Origin of the sequence: Nonomuraea spiralis (assembly GCF_014648435.1) — a bacterium.
Classification (GTDB): Bacteria; Actinomycetota; Actinomycetes; order Streptosporangiales; family Streptosporangiaceae; genus Nonomuraea; species Nonomuraea spiralis.
In genome coordinates this window covers 396,460-418,923 of sequence record NZ_BMRC01000002.1, presented here as the reverse complement: position 1 = coordinate 418,923, position 22,464 = coordinate 396,460, and the positions used below count along the sequence as shown (strand labels likewise).

17 protein-coding genes and 1 pseudogene are annotated in these 22,464 nt (G+C 72.0%); 11 read left to right on the top strand and 7 right to left on the bottom strand.

Going from position 1 to position 22,464, the window contains the following annotated elements; all coding sequences use genetic code 11:
- Positions 1-115: 115 nt before the first annotated feature.
- Positions 116-667: a cupin domain-containing protein gene (locus IEZ27_RS05885; RefSeq protein ID WP_229823396.1), complete on the top strand. Its 552-nt coding sequence runs from the start codon at positions 116-118 to the stop codon at positions 665-667.
- Positions 668-694: 27 nt separating this feature from the next.
- Positions 695-1,999, top strand: a pseudogene (locus IEZ27_RS55255) (NACHT domain-containing protein); the annotation flags it as partial.
- Positions 2,000-3,781: 1,782 nt separating this feature from the next.
- On the opposite strand, the gene IEZ27_RS05880 reads toward IEZ27_RS55255, so the two are convergent.
- A complete protein-coding gene (locus IEZ27_RS05880) occupies positions 3,782-4,579 on the bottom strand; it encodes a sulfotransferase family protein (RefSeq protein ID WP_189646263.1) in 798 nt (265 codons plus the stop codon).
- A complete protein-coding gene (locus IEZ27_RS05875; protein ID WP_189646262.1) occupies positions 4,576-5,607 on the bottom strand; it encodes an alpha-hydroxy acid oxidase in 1,032 nt (343 codons plus the stop codon). The genes IEZ27_RS05880 and IEZ27_RS05875 overlap by 4 nt, the downstream gene beginning before the upstream one ends.
- A 118-nt stretch (positions 5,608-5,725) precedes the next feature.
- On the opposite strand from IEZ27_RS05875, the gene IEZ27_RS05870 reads away from it, so the two are divergent.
- The 6 genes from IEZ27_RS05870 to IEZ27_RS05845 all read left to right on the top strand — a co-directional run bounded on the left by IEZ27_RS05870 (position 5,726) and on the right by IEZ27_RS05845 (position 11,509).
- A complete protein-coding gene (locus IEZ27_RS05870; protein WP_229823389.1) occupies positions 5,726-6,991 on the top strand; it encodes a cytochrome P450 in 1,266 nt (421 codons plus the stop codon).
- A complete protein-coding gene (locus IEZ27_RS05865; RefSeq protein ID WP_189646260.1) occupies positions 6,957-7,883 on the top strand; it encodes a hypothetical protein in 927 nt (308 codons plus the stop codon). The genes IEZ27_RS05870 and IEZ27_RS05865 overlap by 35 nt, the downstream gene beginning before the upstream one ends.
- A gap of 64 nt (positions 7,884-7,947) precedes the next feature.
- Positions 7,948-8,547 carry an Rv1733c family protein gene (locus IEZ27_RS05860; RefSeq protein WP_189646259.1) on the top strand — a complete coding sequence of 200 codons (600 nt, stop codon included), beginning with the start codon at positions 7,948-7,950 and terminating at the stop codon, positions 8,545-8,547.
- 72 nt (positions 8,548-8,619) lie between these two features.
- Positions 8,620-8,880, top strand: a complete 261-nt coding sequence (locus tag IEZ27_RS05855; RefSeq protein WP_189646258.1) for a DUF1876 domain-containing protein — start codon at positions 8,620-8,622, stop codon at positions 8,878-8,880.
- Between the two features lie 83 nt (positions 8,881-8,963).
- Entirely contained in the window at positions 8,964-9,908 is a 945-nt protein-coding gene (locus IEZ27_RS05850; protein ID WP_229823386.1) for an aminoglycoside phosphotransferase family protein, read from the top strand.
- Between the two features lie 89 nt (positions 9,909-9,997).
- The gene (locus IEZ27_RS05845) at positions 9,998-11,509 is read left to right on the top strand and encodes an aldehyde dehydrogenase family protein (RefSeq protein WP_229823384.1); all 1,512 of its coding nucleotides are present in this window, start codon (positions 9,998-10,000) and stop codon (positions 11,507-11,509) included.
- Between the two features lie 80 nt (positions 11,510-11,589).
- Here IEZ27_RS05845 and glnII read toward each other — a convergent pair whose 3' ends face one another.
- Entirely contained in the window at positions 11,590-12,609 is a 1,020-nt protein-coding gene (glnII, locus tag IEZ27_RS05840; protein WP_189646256.1) for a glutamine synthetase, read from the bottom strand.
- Between the two features lie 266 nt (positions 12,610-12,875).
- Between glnII and IEZ27_RS05835 the strand changes: the two genes are divergently transcribed.
- On the top strand, positions 12,876-14,324 hold the full coding sequence (locus IEZ27_RS05835; RefSeq protein ID WP_189646255.1) for an LLM class flavin-dependent oxidoreductase: 1,449 nt from the start codon (positions 12,876-12,878) through the stop codon (positions 14,322-14,324).
- 16 nt (positions 14,325-14,340) lie between these two features.
- On the top strand, positions 14,341-15,525 hold the full coding sequence (locus IEZ27_RS05830; protein WP_189646254.1) for a TerC family protein: 1,185 nt from the start codon (positions 14,341-14,343) through the stop codon (positions 15,523-15,525).
- Here the strand turns inward: IEZ27_RS05830 and IEZ27_RS05825 are convergent.
- The 3 genes from IEZ27_RS05825 to IEZ27_RS05815 are packed head-to-tail and all read right to left on the bottom strand — an operon-like array spanning position 15,522 to position 20,652.
- Positions 15,522-16,979: an MFS transporter gene (locus IEZ27_RS05825; RefSeq protein ID WP_189646253.1), complete on the bottom strand. Its 1,458-nt coding sequence runs from the start codon at positions 16,977-16,979 to the stop codon at positions 15,522-15,524. The genes IEZ27_RS05830 and IEZ27_RS05825 overlap by 4 nt on opposite strands.
- Before the next feature lie 39 nt (positions 16,980-17,018).
- On the bottom strand, positions 17,019-19,964 hold the full coding sequence (locus IEZ27_RS05820; RefSeq protein WP_229823382.1) for an AAA family ATPase: 2,946 nt from the start codon (positions 19,962-19,964) through the stop codon (positions 17,019-17,021).
- 10 nt (positions 19,965-19,974) lie between these two features.
- A complete protein-coding gene (locus tag IEZ27_RS05815) occupies positions 19,975-20,652 on the bottom strand; it encodes an LptM family lipoprotein (protein ID WP_189646252.1) in 678 nt (225 codons plus the stop codon).
- 261 nt (positions 20,653-20,913) lie between these two features.
- On the opposite strand from IEZ27_RS05815, the gene IEZ27_RS05810 reads away from it, so the two are divergent.
- Positions 20,914-21,249, top strand: a complete 336-nt coding sequence (locus IEZ27_RS05810; RefSeq protein WP_125635054.1) for a carboxymuconolactone decarboxylase family protein — start codon at positions 20,914-20,916, stop codon at positions 21,247-21,249.
- Here IEZ27_RS05810 and IEZ27_RS05805 read toward each other — a convergent pair.
- The gene (locus IEZ27_RS05805) at positions 21,209-22,432 is read right to left on the bottom strand and encodes a PQQ-dependent sugar dehydrogenase (protein WP_229823372.1); all 1,224 of its coding nucleotides are present in this window, start codon (positions 22,430-22,432) and stop codon (positions 21,209-21,211) included. The two genes, IEZ27_RS05810 and IEZ27_RS05805, sit on opposite strands and share 41 nt — an antisense overlap.
- Positions 22,433-22,464: the final 32 nt, after the last annotated feature.

The window sequence follows — 22,464 nt, the reverse complement described above, 5'->3', positions numbered from 1 at the left end:
TGATCGGGTTTCACCTGGTCTTGCCTCATTCGTATCGGCATTAATATTAAAATATGAGGAATCGAATCGCACGTCAGGTGATCCCGCATGACCAGATGCTCGTAAGATCGGTGACGTGGAGCTGAGGATCTATCCCGACGGCGCCCCCACGGAGGTCGCCGACGAGGCGGCCGCCCTGGCGCTGGCCGCCACGTCCGACGGCCAGGCCGTCCTCGACGGCACCCGTTTCCTGCGGCGCGACGTCACCGGCAAGCCCATCGGCTTCGACGAACGGCCGCCCGTGGCCGCCGCGCTCGACCTGCTCCCCCACCCGGAGGGCGGCTGGTACCGCGAGACCTGGCGCTCGCCCGTCACCGTCCGGCCCTACGGCTACCCGGGCCCGCGCGCCAGCGCGACCGGGATCTACTTCCTGCTCCAGCCGGGCGAGGAGTCCGTCCCGCACATGGTCAGGTCCGACGAGGTGTGGTTGTGGCACCGGGGCGGCCCGCTGACCCTGACCGTCGGCGACGCCGACGTCACCCTCGGGCCGCTGGTGGAGCAGGGGCAGGTGCCGCAGGCGGTGGTGCCCGGCGGCGTGTGGCAGTCGGCCCGGCCGGCCGGGGACGAGGCCGTGCTGGTGAGCTGCGTCGTGTCTCCGGGGTTCGACTTCGCCGATTTCACCGCGTGATCGGGAAGATCGACTTATACAGGAGACATGCCAGGCATCGAGGCGGCCCTGACCGCCGCTGGGAAGAGCGTCGCGGAACGCGCCATGCGCGAGTGGCTGGCCACCAGGGCCGCGCGCAAGGACCGTACGAGTGAGCTGAAGGACCTCCTCCAGAGCGGCTTCCGTGACCGGCTCGCGCCGCGGAAGATCGACAACCAGCTCCAGGGCATCGCGCTGGCCGTCGAGGCCCGGCTGTCACGGCTCGTCGAGCAGGAGTTCCGGGGACTGGACGAGGCCGCGCGGGCCGCCGTGCTGCTGGAGGTCGTGGACGCGCTGCGGGCGGCCGACCTGTCGGACGAGGCCCTGTTCGACTCCGACGCCGACCCGGCCAGGCTCGCCGGGCGCGTCCTGGCCGCCCTGCCCGCCCCCAAGCTCGGGGAGGCCGAGGACCGCCTGTACGCCGTCCTGCTCGCCGAGTCCGTCGACTGCCTGGTCGGCCTCATGCGGCAACTTCCCCAGTACCTGCCGCGCGCCGCCACCGAAACCCTGGGCAGGCTCAGCGGCCTGGCCGAGGGCATGGAACGCCTGCTCGCCCGGATGCCGCAGCGCACCCTGGAGGCCCCGGAGGGCAGCCAGGACGACGCCGCGTTCGAACGCCTCTACCTCGGCTTCGCCAGCCGCACCCTCGACGAGGTCGAGCTGTTCGGCGTCCGGGTGGAGACCTACCGCCCGCGCACGTCGCTGAGCGTCGCCTACATCAGCCTCAACGTCTCCACCGGCGAACGCGGCCCCCGCGCGCCGGAGCGGCTGTCGATCGCCGCGCTCACCGGCGACCATCCCGCCGAACGGGGCACCGAGCGCATCGAGTCGGCGCTCGGCCGTTCCAGGCTCACGCTGCTGCGCGGCGACGCCGGTTCGGGCAAGAGCACGCTGCTGCGCTGGCTTGCGGTCACCGCCGCGCGCGGCGGCTTCTCCGGCGACCTGGCCGCCTGGAACGGCTGCGTGCCGTTGATGATCAAGTTGCGGAGTCATTCGTCGGGCCGCCTGCCCGCGCCGGCGGCGTTCCTGGACGACGTCGCCCAGGAGGTGGCCGGGCGCGTGCCGCGCGGCTGGGTGGAGCGCGTGCTGGACTCCGGGCGCGGGCTGTTGCTGGTCGACGGCGTGGACGAACTGCTCGTACGGCACCGCCCGGCCGTACGGGAGTGGTTGTCGCGGCTGCTGGCGGCCTACCCGGCGCTGCGCGTCGTGGTCACCTCCCGCCCGACGGCCGCCGACGCCCGCTGGCTGGCCGACGAGGGGTTCGCGGCGGTGACGTTGGACCCGATGACCCCCGACGACCAGCGGGAGCTGATCCGCCAGTGGCACGTGGCGATCCGCGACTGCCCCAGCCTGCCGTGCGACCCCGGCGAGCTGGAGGGCTACGAGGTCGCCCTGCTGGCCCGTATGGAGTCCAACCCGCACCTCGGCGTGGTCGCCTCGACGCCGCTGCTGGCCGCCATGTTGTGCGCGCTCAACCTCGACCGCCGCACCCAGCTCCCGCGCAGCCGGATGGGTTTCTACGACGCCGTGCTCAGCCTGCTGCTAGAACGGCGCGACGCCGAGCGGCGGATCGACGACGACGTGTCGCTGGACCCCGGCCAGAAGGTGTGGATCCTGCGCGACCTGGCCTGGCGGCTGGTGTCCATGGGCCGTTCGGAGTTGTCGAAGGCGACCGCGCTGCGGCGTGTCGAGCAGAAGCTCGCCTCGATGACCCGCGTCTCCCACACCGCCTCCGACGTGCTCGAACACCTGCTGCGCAGGAGCGGCGTGCTGCGCGAGCCGGTGCCCGGCCGCATCGACTTCGCGCACCGGACCGTGCAGGAGTACCTGGCCGCCGGGCAGCTCGTGGAGGACGAGGACGTCGAGGCGGCCGTCGAGCGGGCGCACCTGGACCAGTGGCGCGAGGTCGTCGTGATGGCGGCCGGGCACGCCAACGCCCGGCTGCGCGGGGAGTTGCTGAGCGGCCTGCTGGACCGCGCCGACCAGGGCGGCAAGCACGCCCGCAGGCTGCGGCTGCTGGTGGCCGCGTGCCTGGAGACCATCCAGGAGATCCCGGCCGGGCTGCGCGACCGGTTCGAGGCGTGCCTGGCGCAGGTGATCCCGCCGCGTACCGAGGAGGAGGCGAACCTGCTGGCGGCGGCGGGCGAGGAGATCCTGCGCCGGCTGCCCCGCGACCTGTCGGGCCTGCCGGACGTCCGCGCCGCCTGGGTGGTGCGCACGACGTTCCTGATCAACGGCCCGGAGGCCCTGGACCGGCTCGCCGGATACGCCTCCGACGAACGCTGGCAGGTACGGGAGCAGCTCCAGCAGGGCTGGCAGTACTTCGACGCCGGCGTCTACGCCCGGCGCGTGCTCGCCGGGATGGAGAGCGTCACCTTCGCCGGCGCCCGGCTGCTGCGCAGCGCCGCCCTCCTGAAGGCGACCGACGTGACCGTCAGCGTGCCCACTCCCCTTCCCGACGTGCGCTTCCTCCGCGACATGCCGCAGGTGCGGGCGCTGAGCCTGTACGACGTCCCGGTCGACTCCCTGGACGGGGTGGAGCTCCTGCCCCACCTGGAGCGCCTCCAGGTACGTTTCTTCACCCCGCACGCGCTCGACCTCGGCGCCGTGGCGAAACTGCCGCGGCTGCGGCACCTGTGGCTGCACGAGGCCCGGTTCGGCGATCCGGCCGTCCTCGGCCGGCTGCCGCGCCTGAAGGAGCTCGGCCTCGACCTGCTCGACGACGGCCGGGACGCCTGGCACGAACCGCTCTCCCGGCAGAGCGAGCTGGAGTTCCTCTACCTCAAGCGGGAGGGCCTGCCGCTGCCCGGTTCGGTGTTCGCCGGGATGCGGGAGCTGCGGAAGTTGTGGCTGGAGGCGATCACGGAGTCCGGCGCCTGCCTGGAGGCCGCCTCCCGGAACTGCCCGTCCGTCACCGACGTGTACCTCGACGGGGTGCGCGACCTCGACCTCGCGGCGCTCGACCGCTTCTCCCTGGTCCATCTCCGCCTGCGCGGCTGCGGCGTCCTGACGGATCTCACCCCGCTGCGCGGGCAGAGCGAGCTCACCTACCTGACGCTGTCCGGCTGCGGCGTGACGGACCTGTCGCCGCTCGCCTCACTCCCGCGGCTGCGCAGCCTGAGCCTGTTCCTCATGGACGACCTCGACGTCAGCCCGCTGGCCGGGATGCCCGGACTCACCGTGCGGCTCGGCCGCGGGCAGCGGGTCGTCAACGGCCACACCGTCAGGATCAAGAAGTTGTGACTCGGCCATCCGCGCCTCCACACGCGCCCAGAACCGCTCGGGGTCGTTCAGGTGCGGGTACGGCTCGTCCGGCGCCGGCACGCCCAGGAACGCGCAGAGCGGCTCCCAGCCCGCCCCCGGCTCGACCACCAGCAGCCGGTCGGCCGGCACCTCCCGCCGTACGGCGTCGTTGTGCTCCCGGTACACCGTGATCGCGTGCTCGCGGTCGGCGAAGCGGCCGGTGAAGAAGCCGTCCCAGATCATCTGGCGGTGGAAGGCGGTGAAGACGCCGAGGCCGGGGACGACGCGGCGGGCCCGCGCGACCCGGGCGTCGGCCGGGCCGTCGCCGAACATGCGGTAGACGGTCCGGCTGACGCTGTCGTACCAGCTCTCGGGGTCGCGGACGGTGAGGATCACCTTGGCCGCCGGGAAGGCGGCGGTCAGGTCGCGCCAGAACGCGGCCCCCGGCCAGTCGACCGTGGAGGCGTAGCCCTCGAAGACCGCCGCCCACGGGACGGGACGGCCGGCCGCGGCGGCCCGCCAGAGCCCGAGCCGGTCGGGGTGGTCGAGGACGTGCCTGCCGTGGAAGCAGGGGCCGAGGCCGAGGCGTTCCAGGGCGGCCTTGAGCGACAGGGTTCCGGTGCGGCCGACGCCGGCGCCGATGACCTTCATGGTGTCACCTGGTCTCTGGTCAGGGCGGCGGGGGTGGCGGCGCCGCAGAGGGTGAGGGCGTTGGCCAGTTCGGTGCGCAGGAGGGACAGGACCCGGGCGACGCCCTCGGACCCGGAGGCCGCCAGGCCCCAGAGCACCGGCCGTCCGACGGCCACGGCCGTCGCGCCGAGCGCGAGGGCCTTGAGCACGTCGGTGCCGCGGCGCACGCCGCCGTCGAGGAGCACGGGCACCCGCCCGCGGACGGCCTCGGCGATCAGCGGGAGGCGGTCCACGGCGGCCGGGGCGGTGTCGAGCTGGCGGCCGCCGTGGTTGGAGACGATCACGCCGGCCGCGCCGTGCTCGACCGCCAGGACGGCGTCGGCGGGGTGCAGGACGCCCTTGACGAGGACGGGCAGGTCGGTGATCTCGCGCAGCCAGTCCAGGTGCCGCCAGGACAGGGCGGGTGAGAGCTCGACCTGGCGGACGCTGCCGTTGCCGCCCATGTTGGCGCAGACGATGCCGGGCGGCAGGTCGTGGAAGCCGTTGCGGTCGCCGCGTTCGTTGCGGCCGAGGGCGGGCGAGTCGGCCGTCACCACCAGGGCGCGGCAGCCGGCCGCCGCGGCCCGGCGTACCAGCGACTCGGTGAAGGCCAGGTCGGGCTGGAGGTAGAGCTGGAACCAGAGCTTGGCGCCGGTCGCGGCGATCTCCTCGACGGTGACCGTCGAGAGCATGGCGGCGATCATGACGACGTCGGCGTCCCTGGCCGCCCTGGCGGTGGCGACCTCGCCCTCGTCCCAGGCCAGGCGGTGGAAGGCGGTGGGGGCGAGCAGCACGGGCATGGCGGACGGCTGGCCGAACAGGGTCAGGTCGAGCCGGGGCGGCCCGGCGCCGCGCAGGATCCTCGGGACCAGCGACAAGCGCCGGAAGGCGGCCTCGTTGGCGCGTACGGTGATCTCGTCCTGGGCGCCGCCGGCGAAGTAGTCGTAGAGGACCGGGTCCAGTTTGTCCTTGGCCACGGTCTCGAAGTCGCGCAGGTTGACCGGGTTCACACCGCCTCCTCGACGTCGTCCCCTTGCCTGTACTACGCGGGGGACCTCTCTCAGAGATTCGGATGAATCCAGAAATGTGTTCAATTTCGTACTAACTGATGTGGTTTACATTTTGTCATTGCTGGTCCTGTTGAGCCTGCCGTACTGGCTGCCCAGGGCCGTGACCGCGCTGCGTGTGTGGCTGTTCGCCCGGATCAACGGGACGGAGGGCGTGCCCGTACCGGGCGACCTGGTGGACGTCTCGCGATTCCTGGAGGTGTACGGGCATCCGGCCGCGCGCGGGCGCAGCCGCGGGGCCGCGCTGTCGGACCTGTTCTGGTACTGGCTCTCCCCCGGCGCCGACGTGCACCAGGAGCACCTGGAGCCGGGGCCGCGTCACGCCGAGGTCGCCGCGTGCACCCGCCGGGTGCTGACCCTGCCGAGCCGGCGCGCCGCGTCGATGGCCGTGGAGAGCCTGCGCGCCGCCCCGCCGCCCGCCGACCGCCGCCTGGTACGCCTGCGCGACCTCGCCATGCCGGTCTGGGCCGAGTTCTACCACCGGCTGGTGTTCGGCGAGCCCTGCCCGCCGGGCGTGCGCGAGCTGATCGTGGCGCACGCCGACGACGTGGTGACCTCGCTGAAGTGCTGCGGCCTGCGTCACATGGACAGGCGGCTGCGGCTGACCGCCTACCTGGAGTCGTCCCTCGACCGTGTCCCGCACCTCCTGCCCGCCTCGCTCAGCCGCCGCGAGCAGGCGTACTACCTTCAGGGCACGTTCTTCAACACGGCCGTCGTGCAGAGCTCGGAGGCCACCGCGCACGCGCTCATGGTCGCGGCGACCGAGGGGCGCGGGGAGGGCGACGGGCCGGCGGTCGGCGAGCTCATCGAGGAGACGCTGCGCAGGTTCCCGCTGTTCGGGGTGGCCCACCGGGTCACGTACGAGGACATCGGGCTGGGCCGGGACAGCGTGATCCCGGCGGGATCGGTCCTCTGCTTTAACTACCCGGAATTTCATGCTAAAGGTGGCAATATCCCGTTCGGCGTTCCCACCAACCGGCCTTGTCCGGCCTGGCACCTGGCCCCGCTCACCGTCCAGGCCGTCGTCGCAGAACTGCTCGGCGCGTACACGTTCACCACCTGGGCCGCGCACACCCGCTCGCTCCCCAACCGCGGCCCCTGCCTGATGACGCCCCACGGCCAGGCCGCCCGCCTGCGCCTTCCGCTGCTGGCGTACCTGCGGGTGCGCGACCGCTGGGAGGAGGTGACCCGGAGCATCGCGCAACTCGTCCTCGGCACGTACATGGTCTGGGACGCCCGGCGCCTGCGTCTGTGCGAACGCCACTTCCTTCTGGACGAGAAAGGGAACCACCATGACCCTGCCCCTCGCCGCGGCCCCCGCCGCTGAGCCCGTGGCCGCCCGCCGCCGCGGGCTCGTGCTGCTGCTCAGCGCGCTGGCCGGATTCCTGCTGACCGTCGTGTGGTCGGCCGAGTTCGTCGACCAGACGATCGGCTCGACGGTCGCCGACACGATGCTCGGCCGCGACGCCGACGCCACCCCCATCGCCGGGACCGTCTCCGGCATCCTGTTCGCCTTCGCCTCCGGCCTGGCCGGCTCGTTCACCGCGTGCAACATCGCCGCGCTCGGCGCGGTCGCGCCCCTGGTCGGGGCCAGGCCGTCGGTCGGGGCCCGGATCCGCGGGACGTTACGCCCGCTCGGCTGGCTGGCGGCCGGCGCGCTGACCGTGTCCGGCGCGTACGGCGTCGTGGTGGGCATCGTCGGCACCTCCATGCCGCAGTTCGCCACCGCCAGGCCCGCCCCCGGCACCCTGTCCCCCGGCCTGATCCAGGCGATGATCACGTTCGGGCTGATCGGGCTGGCCTTCCTCTACCTGGGCCTGGCCGCGCTCGGCTACCTGCCCGACCCGCTGGCCCGCCACCCGAGGGCCCGCATGGTCGTCATGGGCGCGCTGATCGGCGGCTTCCTGATCGGCCGCCCGTTCCCCCTGTTCCGCCAGCTCTTCAGGGACGCGGCCGAGAGCCACAACCCCCTGTACGGCGCGCTGGCCTTCATGCTCCAGTCGGCCGGCAACATCGTCGTCATGGCGGTCCTGTTCATGCTGCTCGCCCTCGCCACGGGAGGCCGCGCGCACCGCTGGCTGACCGCCACCCCGGGCCGCCTGGCTCTGATCACCGGCGCGGCGCTCGTCGTGGCCGGCGTCTTCACCCTCCTGTACTGGGACGTCCGGATCCTGGCCCGCCGCGACCTCATCTGGTACCCGACGGCGCCCTGGAGCTGAGCGGCGCACGCGGGCTACCCGCCCGTTCTGCGGGAAGGAGGAAGGTGACCGTGGGAGGTGCGCGATGAGGGCCGTCATGAACGCCACGATGTTGCGGATCCGCCGGCACCGGCCGGACCGCAACCCGTTGCGCCGCCGCTCCGACCGGCTGGAGAGCGCCGGGCTGGTGGTGGCGGTGCTCCTCGTCCTGATCAGCGTCTGGCCGGCCGTGCTGGCCGGCCGGATCACCTACGAGGGCGGCCTGCGCAACGCCCGGATCGGCCCGGGGTTCCGCCAGCAGGTGACCGCGACGCTGCTGCGGGAGCCCCGGTCCGTACGGGCCGCGTTCGGCGAGTCGGCGGCCTCGACCGTGCCGGCGCGGTGGACGACCCCGGCGGGCGTCGTCCGTACCGGCCGGATCTCGGTCCCGGCCGGTACGCGGGCGGGCCAGAGCGTGCCCCTGTGGATCGACCATGAGGGCGATCCCACCACGCCGCCGCCGAGCCGTACCGATGTCGTCCTGCGCGGGGTGGGCATGGCGCTGTTCACGCTGGTCCTGGCGGTGCTGCTGGTCGCCGGGCTGCTCGCGGCGCTGCTCCGGCTGCTGGACCGGCGCAGGTACGCCGAGTGGGACGCGGCCTGGATCCGGGCCGACGACCGCTGGCGCCGCCCGCGCCGCCCGTAGCCGGGTCACCGCGCGGTGCGCCCCGGTTTACCCATGTCTGTCCGGGCAGCCGTACGCCGGAGGAGGCGAGCCATGGAAGCCAAGCAGTGGACCGTACGGATCCACCTCGCCGAGGACGGCGACGACACCTCGGCGCGGGCGGTCCTGACCACCCCGGACGGCACCCGGGTCGAGGGCGCCGGCCACGCCCGCCGCAACCCCGCCGACCCGTCCCTGCCGGAGGTCGGCGACGAGCTGGCGGTCTCGCGGGCGCTGGCCGACCTGGCCGGACGGCTCGGCGCCGACGCCCGGCACGACCTCGGCGACGGGCCGGTGCCCACCCGTTCGTGGTGAACGCGGGCGCCCGCCCGACTTGACGCACCCCGTCCCGATCCGCTGACATGTGTCCCGCGGATCGTACGGACCAGGGGGAGCGCATGGGCGGCAGGATGCACGCGGACGAGGCCGACATCGACGAGGCCCTGGTGCGGCGGCTGCTGGCCGCGCAGTTCCCGCGATGGGCCGGGCTCCCGCTGCGCCGCTTCCCCTCCGCCGGCACCGTCAACGCGGTCTACCGGCTCGGCGACGACCTGGCCGTCCGCCTGCCGCGCATCCCGCAGGGGGTCGGGGACGTCGCCAAGGAGCAGAGGTGGTTGCCCGTGCTGGCCCCCGTGTTGCCCGTACCGATCCCCGCGGTGCTCGGCTCGGGCTCGCCCGGCGAGGGCTTCCCCTGGGCGTGGTCGGTCTGCCGCTGGCTCGACGGCGACAACCCGGACGCCGGCGCACTGTCGGGCGGCCCGCTGTCCGGCGGCGCCGCGGCCCCCGCCGCCGGGCAGGCCGCGGAATCGGCCGTCGATCTGGCCGCGGACCTGGCCGCGTTCGTCGGCGCGCTGCGTGAGGTGGACCCGGCGGGCGCGCCCGACGCCTACCGGGGCGGGCCGCTGGCCCGCCTCGACACCGCGACCAGGGCCGCGATCGGCGAGCTGGACGGCCTGATCGACACCGGCGCGGCCACCGCCGCCTGGGAGGAGGCGCTGAGCGCGCCCGAGTGGCTGGGCGGGCCGGTCTGGGTGCACGCCGACCTGATGCCGGGCAACCTGCTGGTCCGCGACGGGCGGCTGAGCGGGGTCATCGACTGGGGCACCCTCGGCGCCGGCGACCCGGCCTGCGACCTGATCCCGGCCTGGAACCTGTTGCCGCCGGCCGCCCGCGACGTCTTCAGGGCCGAGCTCGGGGCCGACGACGCCATGTGGGCGCGCGGACGCGGCCGGGCGCTGTCCATGGCGCTCATCCAGCTCCCCTACTACAAGGACACCAACCCGGCCATGGCCGCCAACGCCCGGCACGTGATCGGCGAGGTGCTCGGCGGTCCCGCACGCTGACGGGTGTCTTGGGTTTTTTCCGGCAGGATGATTGTCTGTCCGGAGGAACTACGAGGAGGCCACCGGTGAGCCGTCAGATCGTTTCAATCGTGGGTGGGAAGGACACCGCCGGCGAGAGCGTGTACGAGTCGACCAACCCCGCCCGCCCCGGCGAGGTCGTGGCCCGGGTCGGACTGGCCGACGCCGCCGCGTTCGCCGCCGCCTGCCGCACCGCGAAGGAGGCCCAGCGCGAGTGGGCCAAGGTGCCGGCGCCGGTGCGCGGCCGGGTGATCGCCTCCATCGGACGGCTGGTGGAGGCCAACGCCGAGAGCCTGGCCCGCCTGGTCACCCGGGAGATCGGCAAGCCGTACGCCGAGGCGCTGGGCGAGGTGCGGGAGATCGTCGACACCTGCGACTTCTTCCTCGGCGAGGGCCGCAGGCTCTACGGGCAGACGGTTCCCTCGGAGATGCCGGACAAGAACCTGTTCACCTTCCGTAACCCGGTGGGGGTGGCCGCGGTGATCACGGCGGGCAACTTCCCCGTGGCCGTGCCCTCCTGGTACCTCGTGCCCGCGCTGCTGTGCGGCAACGCCGTGGTGTGGAAGCCCGCCGAGTACGCCGCCGCCTCCGCCGAGGCCATGTACCGGCTGTTCGCCGCCTCCGGGCTGCCCGACGGGGTGCTCAACGTCGTCTTCGCCGACGGCGCGCAGACGTTCGCCGGGCTGGAGCTGGCCCTGGAGGAGGGCAGCGTGCACAAGGTCGGCTTCACCGGGTCGAGCGAGGTCGGCAGGAAGGTCGGCGAGCTGGCCGGGCGCCACCTGCAGTCGGCGTGCCTGGAGCTCGGCGGCAAGAACCCGATGGTGATCATGCCGGATGCCGAGCTCGACCTGGCCGTCGAGGGTGCGCTGTTCTCCGGTTTCGGCACCGCCGGCCAGCGCTGCACCAGCCTCGGCACGGTCATCGTGCACGAGAGCGTGCACGACGAGTTCGTCGAGCGGTTCGCGCGGGCGGCCCGCGAGGCCAGGATCGGCGACCCGGAGCAGGACGTGCTGGCCGGGCCGCTGCTCGACCAGAAGTTCGCCGACCGGTACGAGGAGTACCTGACCTGGATCCAGCCCCACCACCAGGTCGTGTCGGGGAGCACCGGGAAGATCACCAAGGACAACCCGCGCGGCGACTTCGACGGCGACGGCGGCCTCTACTACCACCCGGTCATCGTCGACGGCGTCCGGCCCGGCGACCGGCTGTTCCTGGAGGAGACGTTCGGCCCGATCGTCGGCGTGACCACGTTCACCAGCCTCGACGAGGCCGTCGACCTGGCCAACCGCCCCGGCTACGGCCTGTCGAGCTCCATCTACACGACCGACCCCAAGCACGCCTTCCGTTTCCGCGAGGGCATCTCGGCGGGCATGGTCAGCGTCAACAACTCCACCTCCGGCGCCGAGGCCCACCTGCCCTTCGGCGGCAACGGCAAGTCCGGCAACGGCAGCCGCCAGTCGGGGGTGTGGGTGCTCGACCAGTTCACCCGCTGGCAGGCGATGAACTGGGACTTCTCGGGCCGCCTGCAGAAGGCGCAGATGGACGTGGCGGAGATCGTCCCGGATCTGGAGTTCCGGCTCTGAGAGTTCGGCTCTGAGAACGGCGGAGCCGCCCCCGGGCCGGGGGCGGCTCTCACGCGTACAGGCGGATCAACCCTGGCGGATCAGACCTGGCCGGCCTTCTCCAGGGCGGCGCAGCAGGTGTTCACCAGCAGGCGGGTGACCACGTACGGGTCGACGTTGGCGTTCGGGCGGCGGTCCTCGATGTAGCCCTTCTTGTCCACCTCGACCTGCCACGGGATGCGCACCGACGCGCCGCGGTTGGACACGCCGTAGGTGTACTTGTTCCACGGGGCGGTCTCGTGGTGGCCGGTCAGGCGCAGCTCGATGTCGGCGCCGTACTGGGAGACGTGCTCCATGGGCTTGTCGCCCTCGCCGAGCGACTCGCAGGCGGTGATGATGGCGTCGTAGCTCTCGCGCATGGCCTTGGTGGAGAAGTTGGTGTGCGCGCCGGCGCCGTTCCAGTCGCCGCGGGCGGGCTTGGCGTCGAGGGTGGCCTCGACGCCGAACTCCTCGGCCGTCCGGTAGAGCAGGTAGCGGGCGACCCACATGTGGTCGGAGACCTCAAGGGGACCGGCCGGGCCGATCTGGAACTCCCACTGGCCGGGCATGACCTCGGCGTTGATGCCGGAGACGGCCAGGCCGGCGGCGAGGCAGCGGTCCAGGTGCAGCTCGACGATGTCGCGGCCGAACACGGCCTCGGCGCCCACGCCGCAGTAGTAGTGGCCCTGCGGGGCGGGGAAGCCGCCCTCGGGGAAGCCGAGCGGGCGGCTGCCCTTGAAGAAGGTGTACTCCTGCTCGATGCCGAACCAGGAGTCCTGTTCGGCGTACCGCTCGGCGATCGGGCGCAGCAGGGCGCGGGTGTTGCTGGAGTGGGCCTGGCCGTCGATCTCCTCGACCTCGCACAGGACGAGCACGTTGTCGCCGCCGCGGATCGGGTCGGGGCAGGTGAACACCGGGCGCAGCACGCGGTCGGAGGCGTGGCCCTTGGCCTGGTTGGTGCTGGAGCCGTCGAAGCCCCAGACCGGGGGCTCGGCACCGTCGGCCAGGATCTTCGTCTTCGAGCGCAGCAGAGCGGTGGGCTCGGTGCCGTCGATCCAGATGTACTCAGCCTTGTAGCTCACGGTGATCCTTTCAGGATTTCTTCCAGCCACGCCGAGTCTTATGGATGGCCATTTCCCGGTTTTTGCCCGAATGTGAACGCCGTGTTAATCGTGCCGCCATCGGCCACCGCCGCCCGCCGCCCGTCCCGCTGCCTGTCCCGCTGCCCGTCCCGCTATTAGGGGATAAATCCAATAAAGGTGGTTAGCTGGGCCAGGGCAAGCGCTCGCGGGTCGGCCCTCCGGGGAACGGCGGTCGCGCGACGATCGAAGCCGGGGGGATGATCATCATGGCGGATGTGTGGTTCGGCGCGTTCCTCGCGCCCGAGGCGGCGGGCAGCGACCGGGTCCTGCGCCACGCCGAGCTGGCCGACCGGCTCGGGCTCGACCTGATCGGCGTCCAGGACCACCCGTACCAGGCGGGTTTCCTCGACTGCTGGACCCTGCTGTCGTCGATCGCCCAGCGCACCGAACGCGTCCGGCTGGTGCCCGACGTGGCCAACCTGCCGCTGCGCCCGCCCGCCGTACTGGCCAGGGCCGCCGCCTCGCTGGACATCCTCAGCGGCGGCCGGGTGGAGCTGGGGCTCGGCGCGGGCGCGTTCTGGCACGCCATCGCCGCCATGGGCGGTCGCCGGCTCTCCCCCGGCGCCTCGATCGACGCGCTGGCCGAGGCGATCACGGTCATCCGCGCGCTGTGGACGCCGGGCGACCCGGTGACCTTCCACGGCGAACACCACCGGCTGGAGGGGGCGCGGCCCGGCCCGTTCCCGCCGCACCCGATCGGCATCTGGGTCGGCGCGAGCAAGCGCCGGATGCTGGAGCTGACCGGGCGCATGGGCGACGGCTGGCTGCCCTCCTCCTTCCACAGCCCGCCCGAGGCCGTCGCCGCGCAGGCCAGGATCCTCGACGCGGCCGCCGCCGACGCCGGACGCGACCCGGCCGCGATCCGCAAGGTCTACAACATCGGCGGCAGCCTGTCGCCGCTGCCCGGCGACGGCTTCCTCGACGGGCCCGCGGCCCTGTGGGCCGAGCAGCTCACGGAGCTGGTGTTCGAGGTGGGCATGAGCGGGTTCGTGCTGGCCCCGGGGGTGGAGGCCGAACGGGACCTGCGGGTGTTCGCCGAGGAGGTCGCGCCCGCCGTACGGGAGGCCGTGGCCAGGGAACGCGGCCGCCCGGCGCCCGAGCCGGCCCGGCGGCCGGTCCTGATCCCCGACCTGGACGAGGCCGGCCGCCCCAGGACGGCGGGACGGGACCCCGGCGCGCTCGCCTCCGGGCAGGCCCGGCCCGGCCGCCGCCTGGTGGACGTGCACGACGGCTACCGCACCCAGCTCCGCCAGGTCAGGGACGCGGTCGAGCAGGTGGCGGCCGAGACGGCGGACCGGCACGGCGACCGCCTCGCGCTGCGCCAGAACCACTGGACGCTCGGCGTGTTCTGCGCGACCTTCCGCCGCCTGCTGACCGTGCACTTCGAGGTCGAGGACGGCCGCACCTTCCCCGCCCTGACCGAGCGCGACCCTGCGCTGGAGCCGGTGGTCAAGAAGCTGGAGCAGGAGCACGAGGTCATCGCCGAGCTGCTGGCCCGCCTGGACGAGGCGTGCGCGCGGATGATCGCCGACCCGGCCGCGATCAACCGGGTGCGGACCGGCCTCGAACGCCTGTCGCAGGCCATGTCATCGCACTTCGCCTACGAGGAGGAGGAGCTGGCCGGGCCGATCGGCCGACTGGAGATCCACCTCTAGCCCGAGGAGCCCGCCCGTGGACGTGCCCGCGCTCGTGTGGTGGCTGACGATCCTGGGGATCGCCGGTCTGCTGCTGTTCGACTTCTTCTTCCACGTACGGCAGGCGCACGTCCCCACGCTGCGCGAGGCGGCCGTCTGGTCCGCCCTGTACGTGGGGATCGCCCTGCTGTTCGGCGTGGGCGTGTGGGTGTTCGGCGGCGCCGAGCCGGGCGCGGAGTACTTCGCCGGGTACGTGACCGAGAAGGCGCTGTCGGTCGACAACCTGTTCGTCTTCCTCGTCATCATGGGGAGCTTCCGGGTGCCGCGTGCCGACCAGCAGAAGGCCCTGCTGTTCGGCATCGTGTTCTCGCTGGTGGCCAGGACCGGGTTCATCTTCCTCGGGGCCGCGCTGATCGAACGGTTCGCGTGGGTGTTCTACGTCTTCGGCCTCATCCTGCTGCTCACGGCGGGCAACCTGCTCAGGCCCGAGGGCGGCGAGGACCACCCCGACAACCTCATGGTCCGCCTGGCCCGCAAGCTGTTCCGCGCCTCCGACACCTACGACGGTGACAGGCTGTTCACGATGCGGGACGGCAGGCGGGTGATGACGCCGATGTTGCTGGTCATGATCGCCCTGGCCGGCACCGACGTGCTGTTCGCGCTTGACTCCATCCCGGCCATCTTCGGCCTCACCCAGAACGTCTACCTGGTCTTCACCGCCACCGCCTTCTCCCTGCTCGGGCTGCGGCAGCTCTACTTCCTCATCGACGGCCTGCTGGACCGGCTCATCTACCTCGCCTACGGCCTGGCGGTCATCCTGGCCTTCATCGGCGTCAAGCTCATCCTGCACGCGCTGCACGAGAACAACGTGCCGTTCATCAACGACGGCGAGCCGGTGAACGTGACCGAGATCAGCACCGGCCTGTCCCTGTCGGTGATCGTCGTCGTGCTGCTCGTCACCGTGGCCGCCTCGCTGGCCAGCCCCCGAGGCCGGGCGCAGAACGCGGTGTCGGCCGTACGCAGGCACGCCCAGGAGTACCTGGAGGTGGAGAAGGAGCCGGCGCGGCGCGAGGAGGTCTTCCGCGAGCTGGCCGCCGCCGAGGCGCGGCTGCGGGAGCTGCCGGACCGCCAGCGCGCCCGCGTCGCCGAGGACGACCGCCTGGCCGCCCTGGTACGCCGGGCGCACGCCGAGCACGAGGCGTCCGAGCAGGGGCCCGGCTAGGTAGGGGCCCGGCGCGTGGTCAGCGGCGCCGCGATGTGCTCCAGCGGCGTACGTTCGGCCTTCACCCCGAACACGATCTCCACCAGCCCGGCCAGGATCATCATGCCCGCGCCGAAGCAGTAGCCGTAGAACAGCCTGGTCGGGTCGGGACGGCTCTGGTCGCCGATGAGCGAGGCGAAGACCGTCGGCCCGAACGCCCCGGCGACCTGCCCGAGTGCGAAGAAGAGCGCGATGGCCTGGGCCCGCAGCTCGATGGGGAAGATCTCGCTGACGGTCAGGTACGCCGAGCTGGCCGCCGCCGAGGCGATGAAGAAGATCACCGACCACAACACGGTCTGCGTGACCGCCGTCAGCGCCCCCTCCTTGAACAGCCACCCGGTCACCGCCAGCAGCAGCCCCGAGGCGATGTACGTGGCCGAGATCATCTGCCGGCGCCCGACCGTGTCGAACAGCTTGCCCAGCAGCAGCGGCCCGAGCAGGTTCCCGGCCGCGAACGCGAACATGTACTGCGGCACCGAACCCGCCGGAACCCCGTAGAAGTGGGTCAGCACCAGCGCGTACGTGAAGAAGATCGCGTTGTACAGGAACGACTGGCAGATCATCAGCGTCGCGCTCAGCACCGAACGCTCGGGGTAGGTGCGGAACAGCGTCCTTGCGACCTGCGACAGCGGCGCGTGGTGCTCGGGCACGACCTCCAGCGCCTGTTCCTGCGGCACCGGCTCCAGCGTGACCCGGTCCTCCCGCTCGACCTCCCGCTCGATGCGGCCGACGACCTGCTCGGCCTCCTCCTCGCGGCCGTGCGTCATCAGCCAGCGCGGGCTCTCCGGCAGGTGCCTGCGCAGCCGCCAGATGGCCAGGCCGATCACCGGCCCGACCACGAACCCCAGCCGCCAGGCCCAGTCGGGATCCAGCGGCCCGCCCGGGTGCAGCAGCAGGAACGTGACCGTGGTGGCCAGCAGCGACCCCAGCCAGTACGTGCCGTTGACGGCCAGGTCGACGCGCCCCCGGTAATGGGAGGGGATCATCTCGTCGATGGCGGAGTTGACGGCCGCGTACTCGCCGCCGATGCCGGCCCCGGCCACGAAACGCAGCAGCAGGAAGCTCCACAGGTCCCACGACAGCGCGGTCAGGCCGCTGGCGACCAGGTAGACGCCGAGCGTGAGGATGAACAGCCTCCTGCGGCCGAGCCGGTCCGACAGCCAGCCGAAGTAGAGCGCGCCGGCCACCTCGCCGATCAGGTAGACGGTCGCCGCCAGGCCCACCTGCGTGGAGGTGAAGCCGAGCGTGTCGGGACGCTGCAGGAACGCCCCGACGTTGCTGGCGATGGTGATCTCCAGCCCGTCGAGCACCCAGGCCACGCCGAGCGCGATCACCAGCCGGGTGTGGAACGGCGCCCACGGCAGGCGGTCCATGCGGGCGGGGACCAGGCTGCGTACGACGCCGTCCGTGCTCATGCCTCCTCACTCTATGTGTCCATAAAGTGACTCATCGGCTCAGACCCGCCCATCAACCCCGTTCCCGTTCCCGTTCCCGTCGTAGCCGAGCAGGCGCATGGCGGTGTCCGGGTCCATGGCCGCGGCCAGGAGCTGGGCCCGCCGGTGGGCCTCGTCGCGCTCGCGTTCGGCCTTGGCCTGCGCCGCCCGTACGCTCCTGACCGCCACGAACGCGAGCCCGGCGCCCACGATCACCGCGACGACCACGACGAACAGCAGGAGCAGCAGCCCCGGCGAGGCGACCGCGGGGGCCGCCGCGACGTTCGCGCCCACGCCCGGCACGCCGCCGGTCACCGCCAGTGCCGCGAGGAGGGCCAGCGCGATCAGCCCGAGCACGCTGAGCAGCAGCAACCAGGCCCGCCCGGCGCCCCGGCGCCGGGGCTCGGGCACCACCCCGGCGACCGCCACCGGAGCCGCCGGAGGGAGCGGGGCGAGCCGGGTTCCGGGCGCCCACGGCACGAACTCGGGCCGGTCCACGCCCTGATCCGTCCCCTGTTCCACGTGGGTGACCCCGGCCGTGAGCACCTGCGCCACGGCCGTGCCCGCGCCCGGGGCGGCGAAGGCGACCGCCTGGAGCTCGGCCTCCCGCTCCGCCGGGCCGGGCAGCTCGCGCTCGATGCGGCTGTGCTCCTTGTGCGCCCTGGCCGCGTCGTGGTGGTACTCCTCAAGCTGCCCGTAGAGCTCGTCGGAGGCGTAGATCGTGCCGTCGACGAGCGGTCCCGGCTCCCCGCGGATGATGGCCACCACGTCGTCGCCGTTGAGCGTCTTGTGCGTCTCCAGCGCGTGCGCCAGGCACAGGACCTCCCTGCGGTGCTCCTCCAGCAGCCGCTCGGTCTTCTCCAGCAGGCGCACCAGGTTGAACTCGATGCGCTCGCCCAGCACGTCGGGCGTCAGGTCGGGCTGGGCGCGGACCGGCTCCCGCTCGGTGATGCCGATGCCCCCGCCCGCGCCGCGGGCGCGCATGGCCTTCCCGCCGTGGATCTCCAGCTCCTGGAGCGCGGGCAGCGAGGTGACACCGGACCCCATCCCCCAGTACGACTCCATCAGCGCGGTGAGGAACGTGGCCGCGTGCAGGTCGCCGGAGACGCCGGAGGAGTTGTCCTCGCCGAAGAACATGCGCTCACCGGCCAGCGAGGCCAGGGAGACCATGATGTCGGCCTCGTACTCGGACTTCCAGCGGGTGAACTGGTCCTCGGGCTTGATCGAGGCGACCATGCCCAGGTAGTCGGCGCCCTTCTCGATCGTGGCGATGTCGATCTCCAGGTGGAAGCGGGTCACGTACGCCACGACGGCGTGGCACGCCTCGTGCACGGCCACGGCGTGCCGCTCGCGTTCGATGTACTCGACGTCCTCGGGCGGGCCGAGCTGCTTGAGCCGCTTGGCGCGCAGCACGTCCGACCAGGTGATGATCTCCCGCCCGTCGCGGATCGCGGTGATCAGCGACTCGTTGACCAGGTCCTTGATCGTCGCCCCGGTCGCGTACGGCGTGATCGTGGCCAGCTTGTCGATCTGGTGCCCGGTGAGCTCGTGCTCGACCTTGTCGAAATAGCCCTGGTACGTGCGGACCCGTCCGGCCTTGGACGGGTAGCCGACCTTGTAGATGCGGTCGATGCGGCCCGGCCGCAGCAGCGCCTCGTCCAGCGCGTCGGGCCGGTTGGTGGCCATCATGACGAGGATGCGATATTTGGGCGGCGGCTTGGGGCGCATCCCGAGCAGCCGCCTGACCAGCCGGTTGAAGAAGCCGCGCGGTTTCTTGAGCCCGGACAGCTCGGTGAGCAGCGCCTGGAGCGTGCCGGGGTCGCCGCTGTTCATCATGCCGCCGCCGGCGAAGAAGCGTTCGCGCCAGGTGCCCGGCGCGTCGTCGGCCTCGCGCCGCCCCTTGAAGGCCAGCACCGAGCGGGTCTCCTCCGACAGGTACGTCATGCCGTGGCAGCCGGAGTGCGCCGAGAAGCCGCCCTGGCCGGGCGGGCCCTGCTGGGCCAGCTTGCCGCGCTTGCCGAGCGAGTCGGCCTCGTCGAAGAAGACGATCACGCCGCCGTACCGCAGCGCCAGCTTGCGCAGCTTCCTGAACAGGCCCTTGACCTTCAGGATGCCGACGCCCATGAACATGTTCGTGAAGGCTCCCGGATCCACGAACACGTACGGCTTGCCGGTCTCCCCCGCCACGGCCTCGGCCATCAGCGTCTTGCCGGTGCCGGGCGGGCCCCACAGCAGCAGGCCGCTGGGCACGTACCCGCCGCGCCGCTCGATCTCGTCCGGCCGCTCCAGGAAGACGATGTTCTCCTGCACCCGCTCGACCACGTGGTCCTGGCCCCAGACGTCGGCGAAGCGGGTCTTGATGTCGTCGGGGAAGTACGTCTCCACGCCGCCCCTGGACAGGAACCAGAACAGGCCGACGAACTGGATGATGACGAAGAAGAACAGGAAGACGATCTGCATCAGGAACGGCAGCGCCTGCCAGATCAGCGTCGGCGCCTGCAACAGGGCGACGAACGGGCTGACGTCCAGCACCGCGCCCGCCACGAGCGCGGTCAGCGTGACGAAGAAGGCGATCTTGAGTGCCCGGGAGACGCGGTACCTGGTCCAGTCGTCGAAGCGCCGGTGCGTCCAGCGTTCGAAGCCGCCGAAGACCTTCTGGCTCCAGAACCGGTGGTAGCCCGACCAGTGCTCGCTGACGAAGAAGTGCAGTTGCCGCGCGACCTCGGCGCCGAGCAGCCAGAAGATCCACTGGTACTCGTAGCCGATCTTCTGGGCGGCCTCGGGGAAGGTGACGACCCCGGTCCAGTCGGCCATCACCTTCCAGGTGAGGATCAGGTAGGCCAGGACCAGCGCGACGAGGAACTTGCTCCGGTCCCAGAACTGCATCTTCTTCCTGGTCACGGAGTCCGGGTCGGAGGGCCCGCTGCCGGGGGCGCGCAGCCCTTCGTGCTGAACGGTGGTGGTCACTGACGCTCCCTCATCCGGGCATCCGGAGCAGCTTGAACGAACCGGCGATCTTGTCGAACTCGGCGCCGCGCTTGCGGTAGCAGATCGCCTGGCAGCCGATGAGCATGACCGAGACCGTCGCGCCCTTCTCGTCGAGGATCGCGGTCTGGTCGAACGTCTGGACGTCGGTGCCGATCTGGTAGTTGAAGCGGACCCGTACGCCTCTGGCGCCGTCGTCCAGGGTGAGGACCTCGTCGTCGAGAAGCTCGAACTCGCCGAACATGGGTGGCCGGCCGCTCGCCATGGCCTGTTGCTCGTAGAGCTGGCGCATCTGGTCCGTCACCGGCAGGACGAAGTCGCGCAGCCGGTTCAGCGAGACCGCGTCGCGCTGCTGCTCGGTGAGCTTGTGCACGGTGGCGTACACGAAGGGGTCGGACGAGCCCAGCAGATGGTTGACGGTCGGCTCGGCCGACTGGTCGAAGGCGGTGGACCAGACCCGCTGCGCCCGCATGACGGCGGCCTGGGAGTCCGGCTGGTCACCGGTCAGGTACAACTCGATCGGAGTGGCGTTGAGCTGGGTGAACGAGGCGGGCACCTTGAAGTAGGTGGTGCCTTCCCTGTCCCGTACGTAGGTGAAATCCGGCTGCCCGCAGGCCGACAGCATGGAGATCGCGACCATGAGCGCGACCCAAGCCCGTGTCTTTTTCACCAGGGCTTACCTCCGCTTTACGGACCGACGGAGTTGTTGTGCCCGCTTTCCCGCAGAATGAGGCCGGACGCACGGTGAGAAATCTTGACCAAATCTTGGCCATTGATTGGCTTTACTTGTTACAGACCAATCCAGGCCCCCACCAGCGGGGCCGTCACACTCCACGGTCGCCCGGGATACAACGTTCCTGCAACCCCCATTGGCCCACCACAGGAAGTAGCAAAGGATATGAGGACCCCATCCCGAGCACCGGAGCACGCCATGAAAGAACCCGCGATCGAGACCGTCGACTCCTTCGGCATGATGGCCGAGCGGCAGTTCGCCGACCTCTGGTCGAGGACCGCCCTGTCGGACAGGGAGCGCCGCCTGCTCCTTCTCGGACTGCTCGTCGGACAGGGGCTCGACGAGATGACCGGCGTGCAGCTCGACGTCGCGCTGCGTGCGGGCGACCTCACCGAGAGCGAGCTGCGGGAGGTGGTGGTGTTCCTGACCCACTACGCCGGCTGGACCCGCGGATCGCGCCTCAACGACCAGGTGGAGGAGCTGATCGAGCGGGTCAGGCAGGCTCGATCCGGTAGAGCGGACCCCGCAGGCTGAGCGCGTACAGCTCGCCGTCGAGCCCTTCGCCGAACGACGAGAGTTGTTCGACCGTGCCCAGCTCGTCCGCCTTGCCCGGTTCCGCCGCCCTGCCTCGCTTGCCCGGTCCGGCCGCCGGCACGGCCCTGACCCAGCCCGCGCAGAAGTCCCCGTACAGGAAGCTGCCCCGCAACCAGGGCAGCTCGGCGCCGCGATAGACGTAACCGGCGATGACCGAGCAGTTGCCGTCCTTGTGCAGCGGGTAGGTGATGACCGGATCGGTCAGCCCGCGGCCCTTGCCGCCGCGGAAGGGCCGCTCGCCCTCGCGCAGGTTCCAGCCGTAGTTCTCGCCGCCTCCGGAGGCCGCGGGCTGGTGGTCGACCTCCTCCTGCTCGTCCTGGCCGACGTCGCCGATCCACAGGTCGCCGCTCTCCCGGTCGAAGCCGAACCGCCAGGGGTTGCGCAGGCCGTAGGCCCAGATCTCGGTACGCGCGCCGCGCTCGCCCACGAACGGGTTGTCCCGCGGCACCTCGTACGGCTTGCCGCGCGGGTCGATGCGCAGGATCTTGCCGAGCAGCGTGCCGAGGTCCTGGCCGTTGCCCTGGGGGTCGCCCGCGCTGCCGCCGTCGCCGAGCCCGACGTAGAGGTGGCCGTCGGGACCGAAGGCGAGCTGGCCGCCGTTGTGGTTGGCGTAGGGCTGCTCCTGGGTGAGCACGTCGCGCCGGCCGGTGGCGCGGTGGCCGTCGTAGGCCCATTCGGTGACGTGGGTGGTGCCGCCGGCGTCGGTCCAGTCGAGGTAGAGCCAGCGGCCCGAGGGGTGGAAGGCCACGCCGAGCAGGCCCTGCTCGTTGCCGCCGCTCACCTCCCGCGACAGGTCCACGACGACGTCCCCGCCCGCGCGCCCGTTCGAGCCGGTGTTCGCGCCGTTGTTCGAGCCGTCGCCGGTGGTGCGCAGCCGGCCGCCCTGCTCGGCGACGTAGAGCCGTTTGTCGCCCTTGCGCACGGCGAAGGCGACGGGCCGTTCGAACCTGCCGATCTCGCGGAAGCGCACCTGCCCGCGCGTGGCCTTCCCACCGGGGCTCGCCGACGTGGCGGCAGGCGCGGGAGTGGAGGCGGGGGCGGACTTGGGGGCCGGGCCGGGTGGGGGCGTGGGGGCCGAGCAGGCGGTGAGGGCCAGGAGGAGCACGGCCGCGAGGGGGCGCACGCCGTCCATACTCGCACGCCCGACCGGGGACG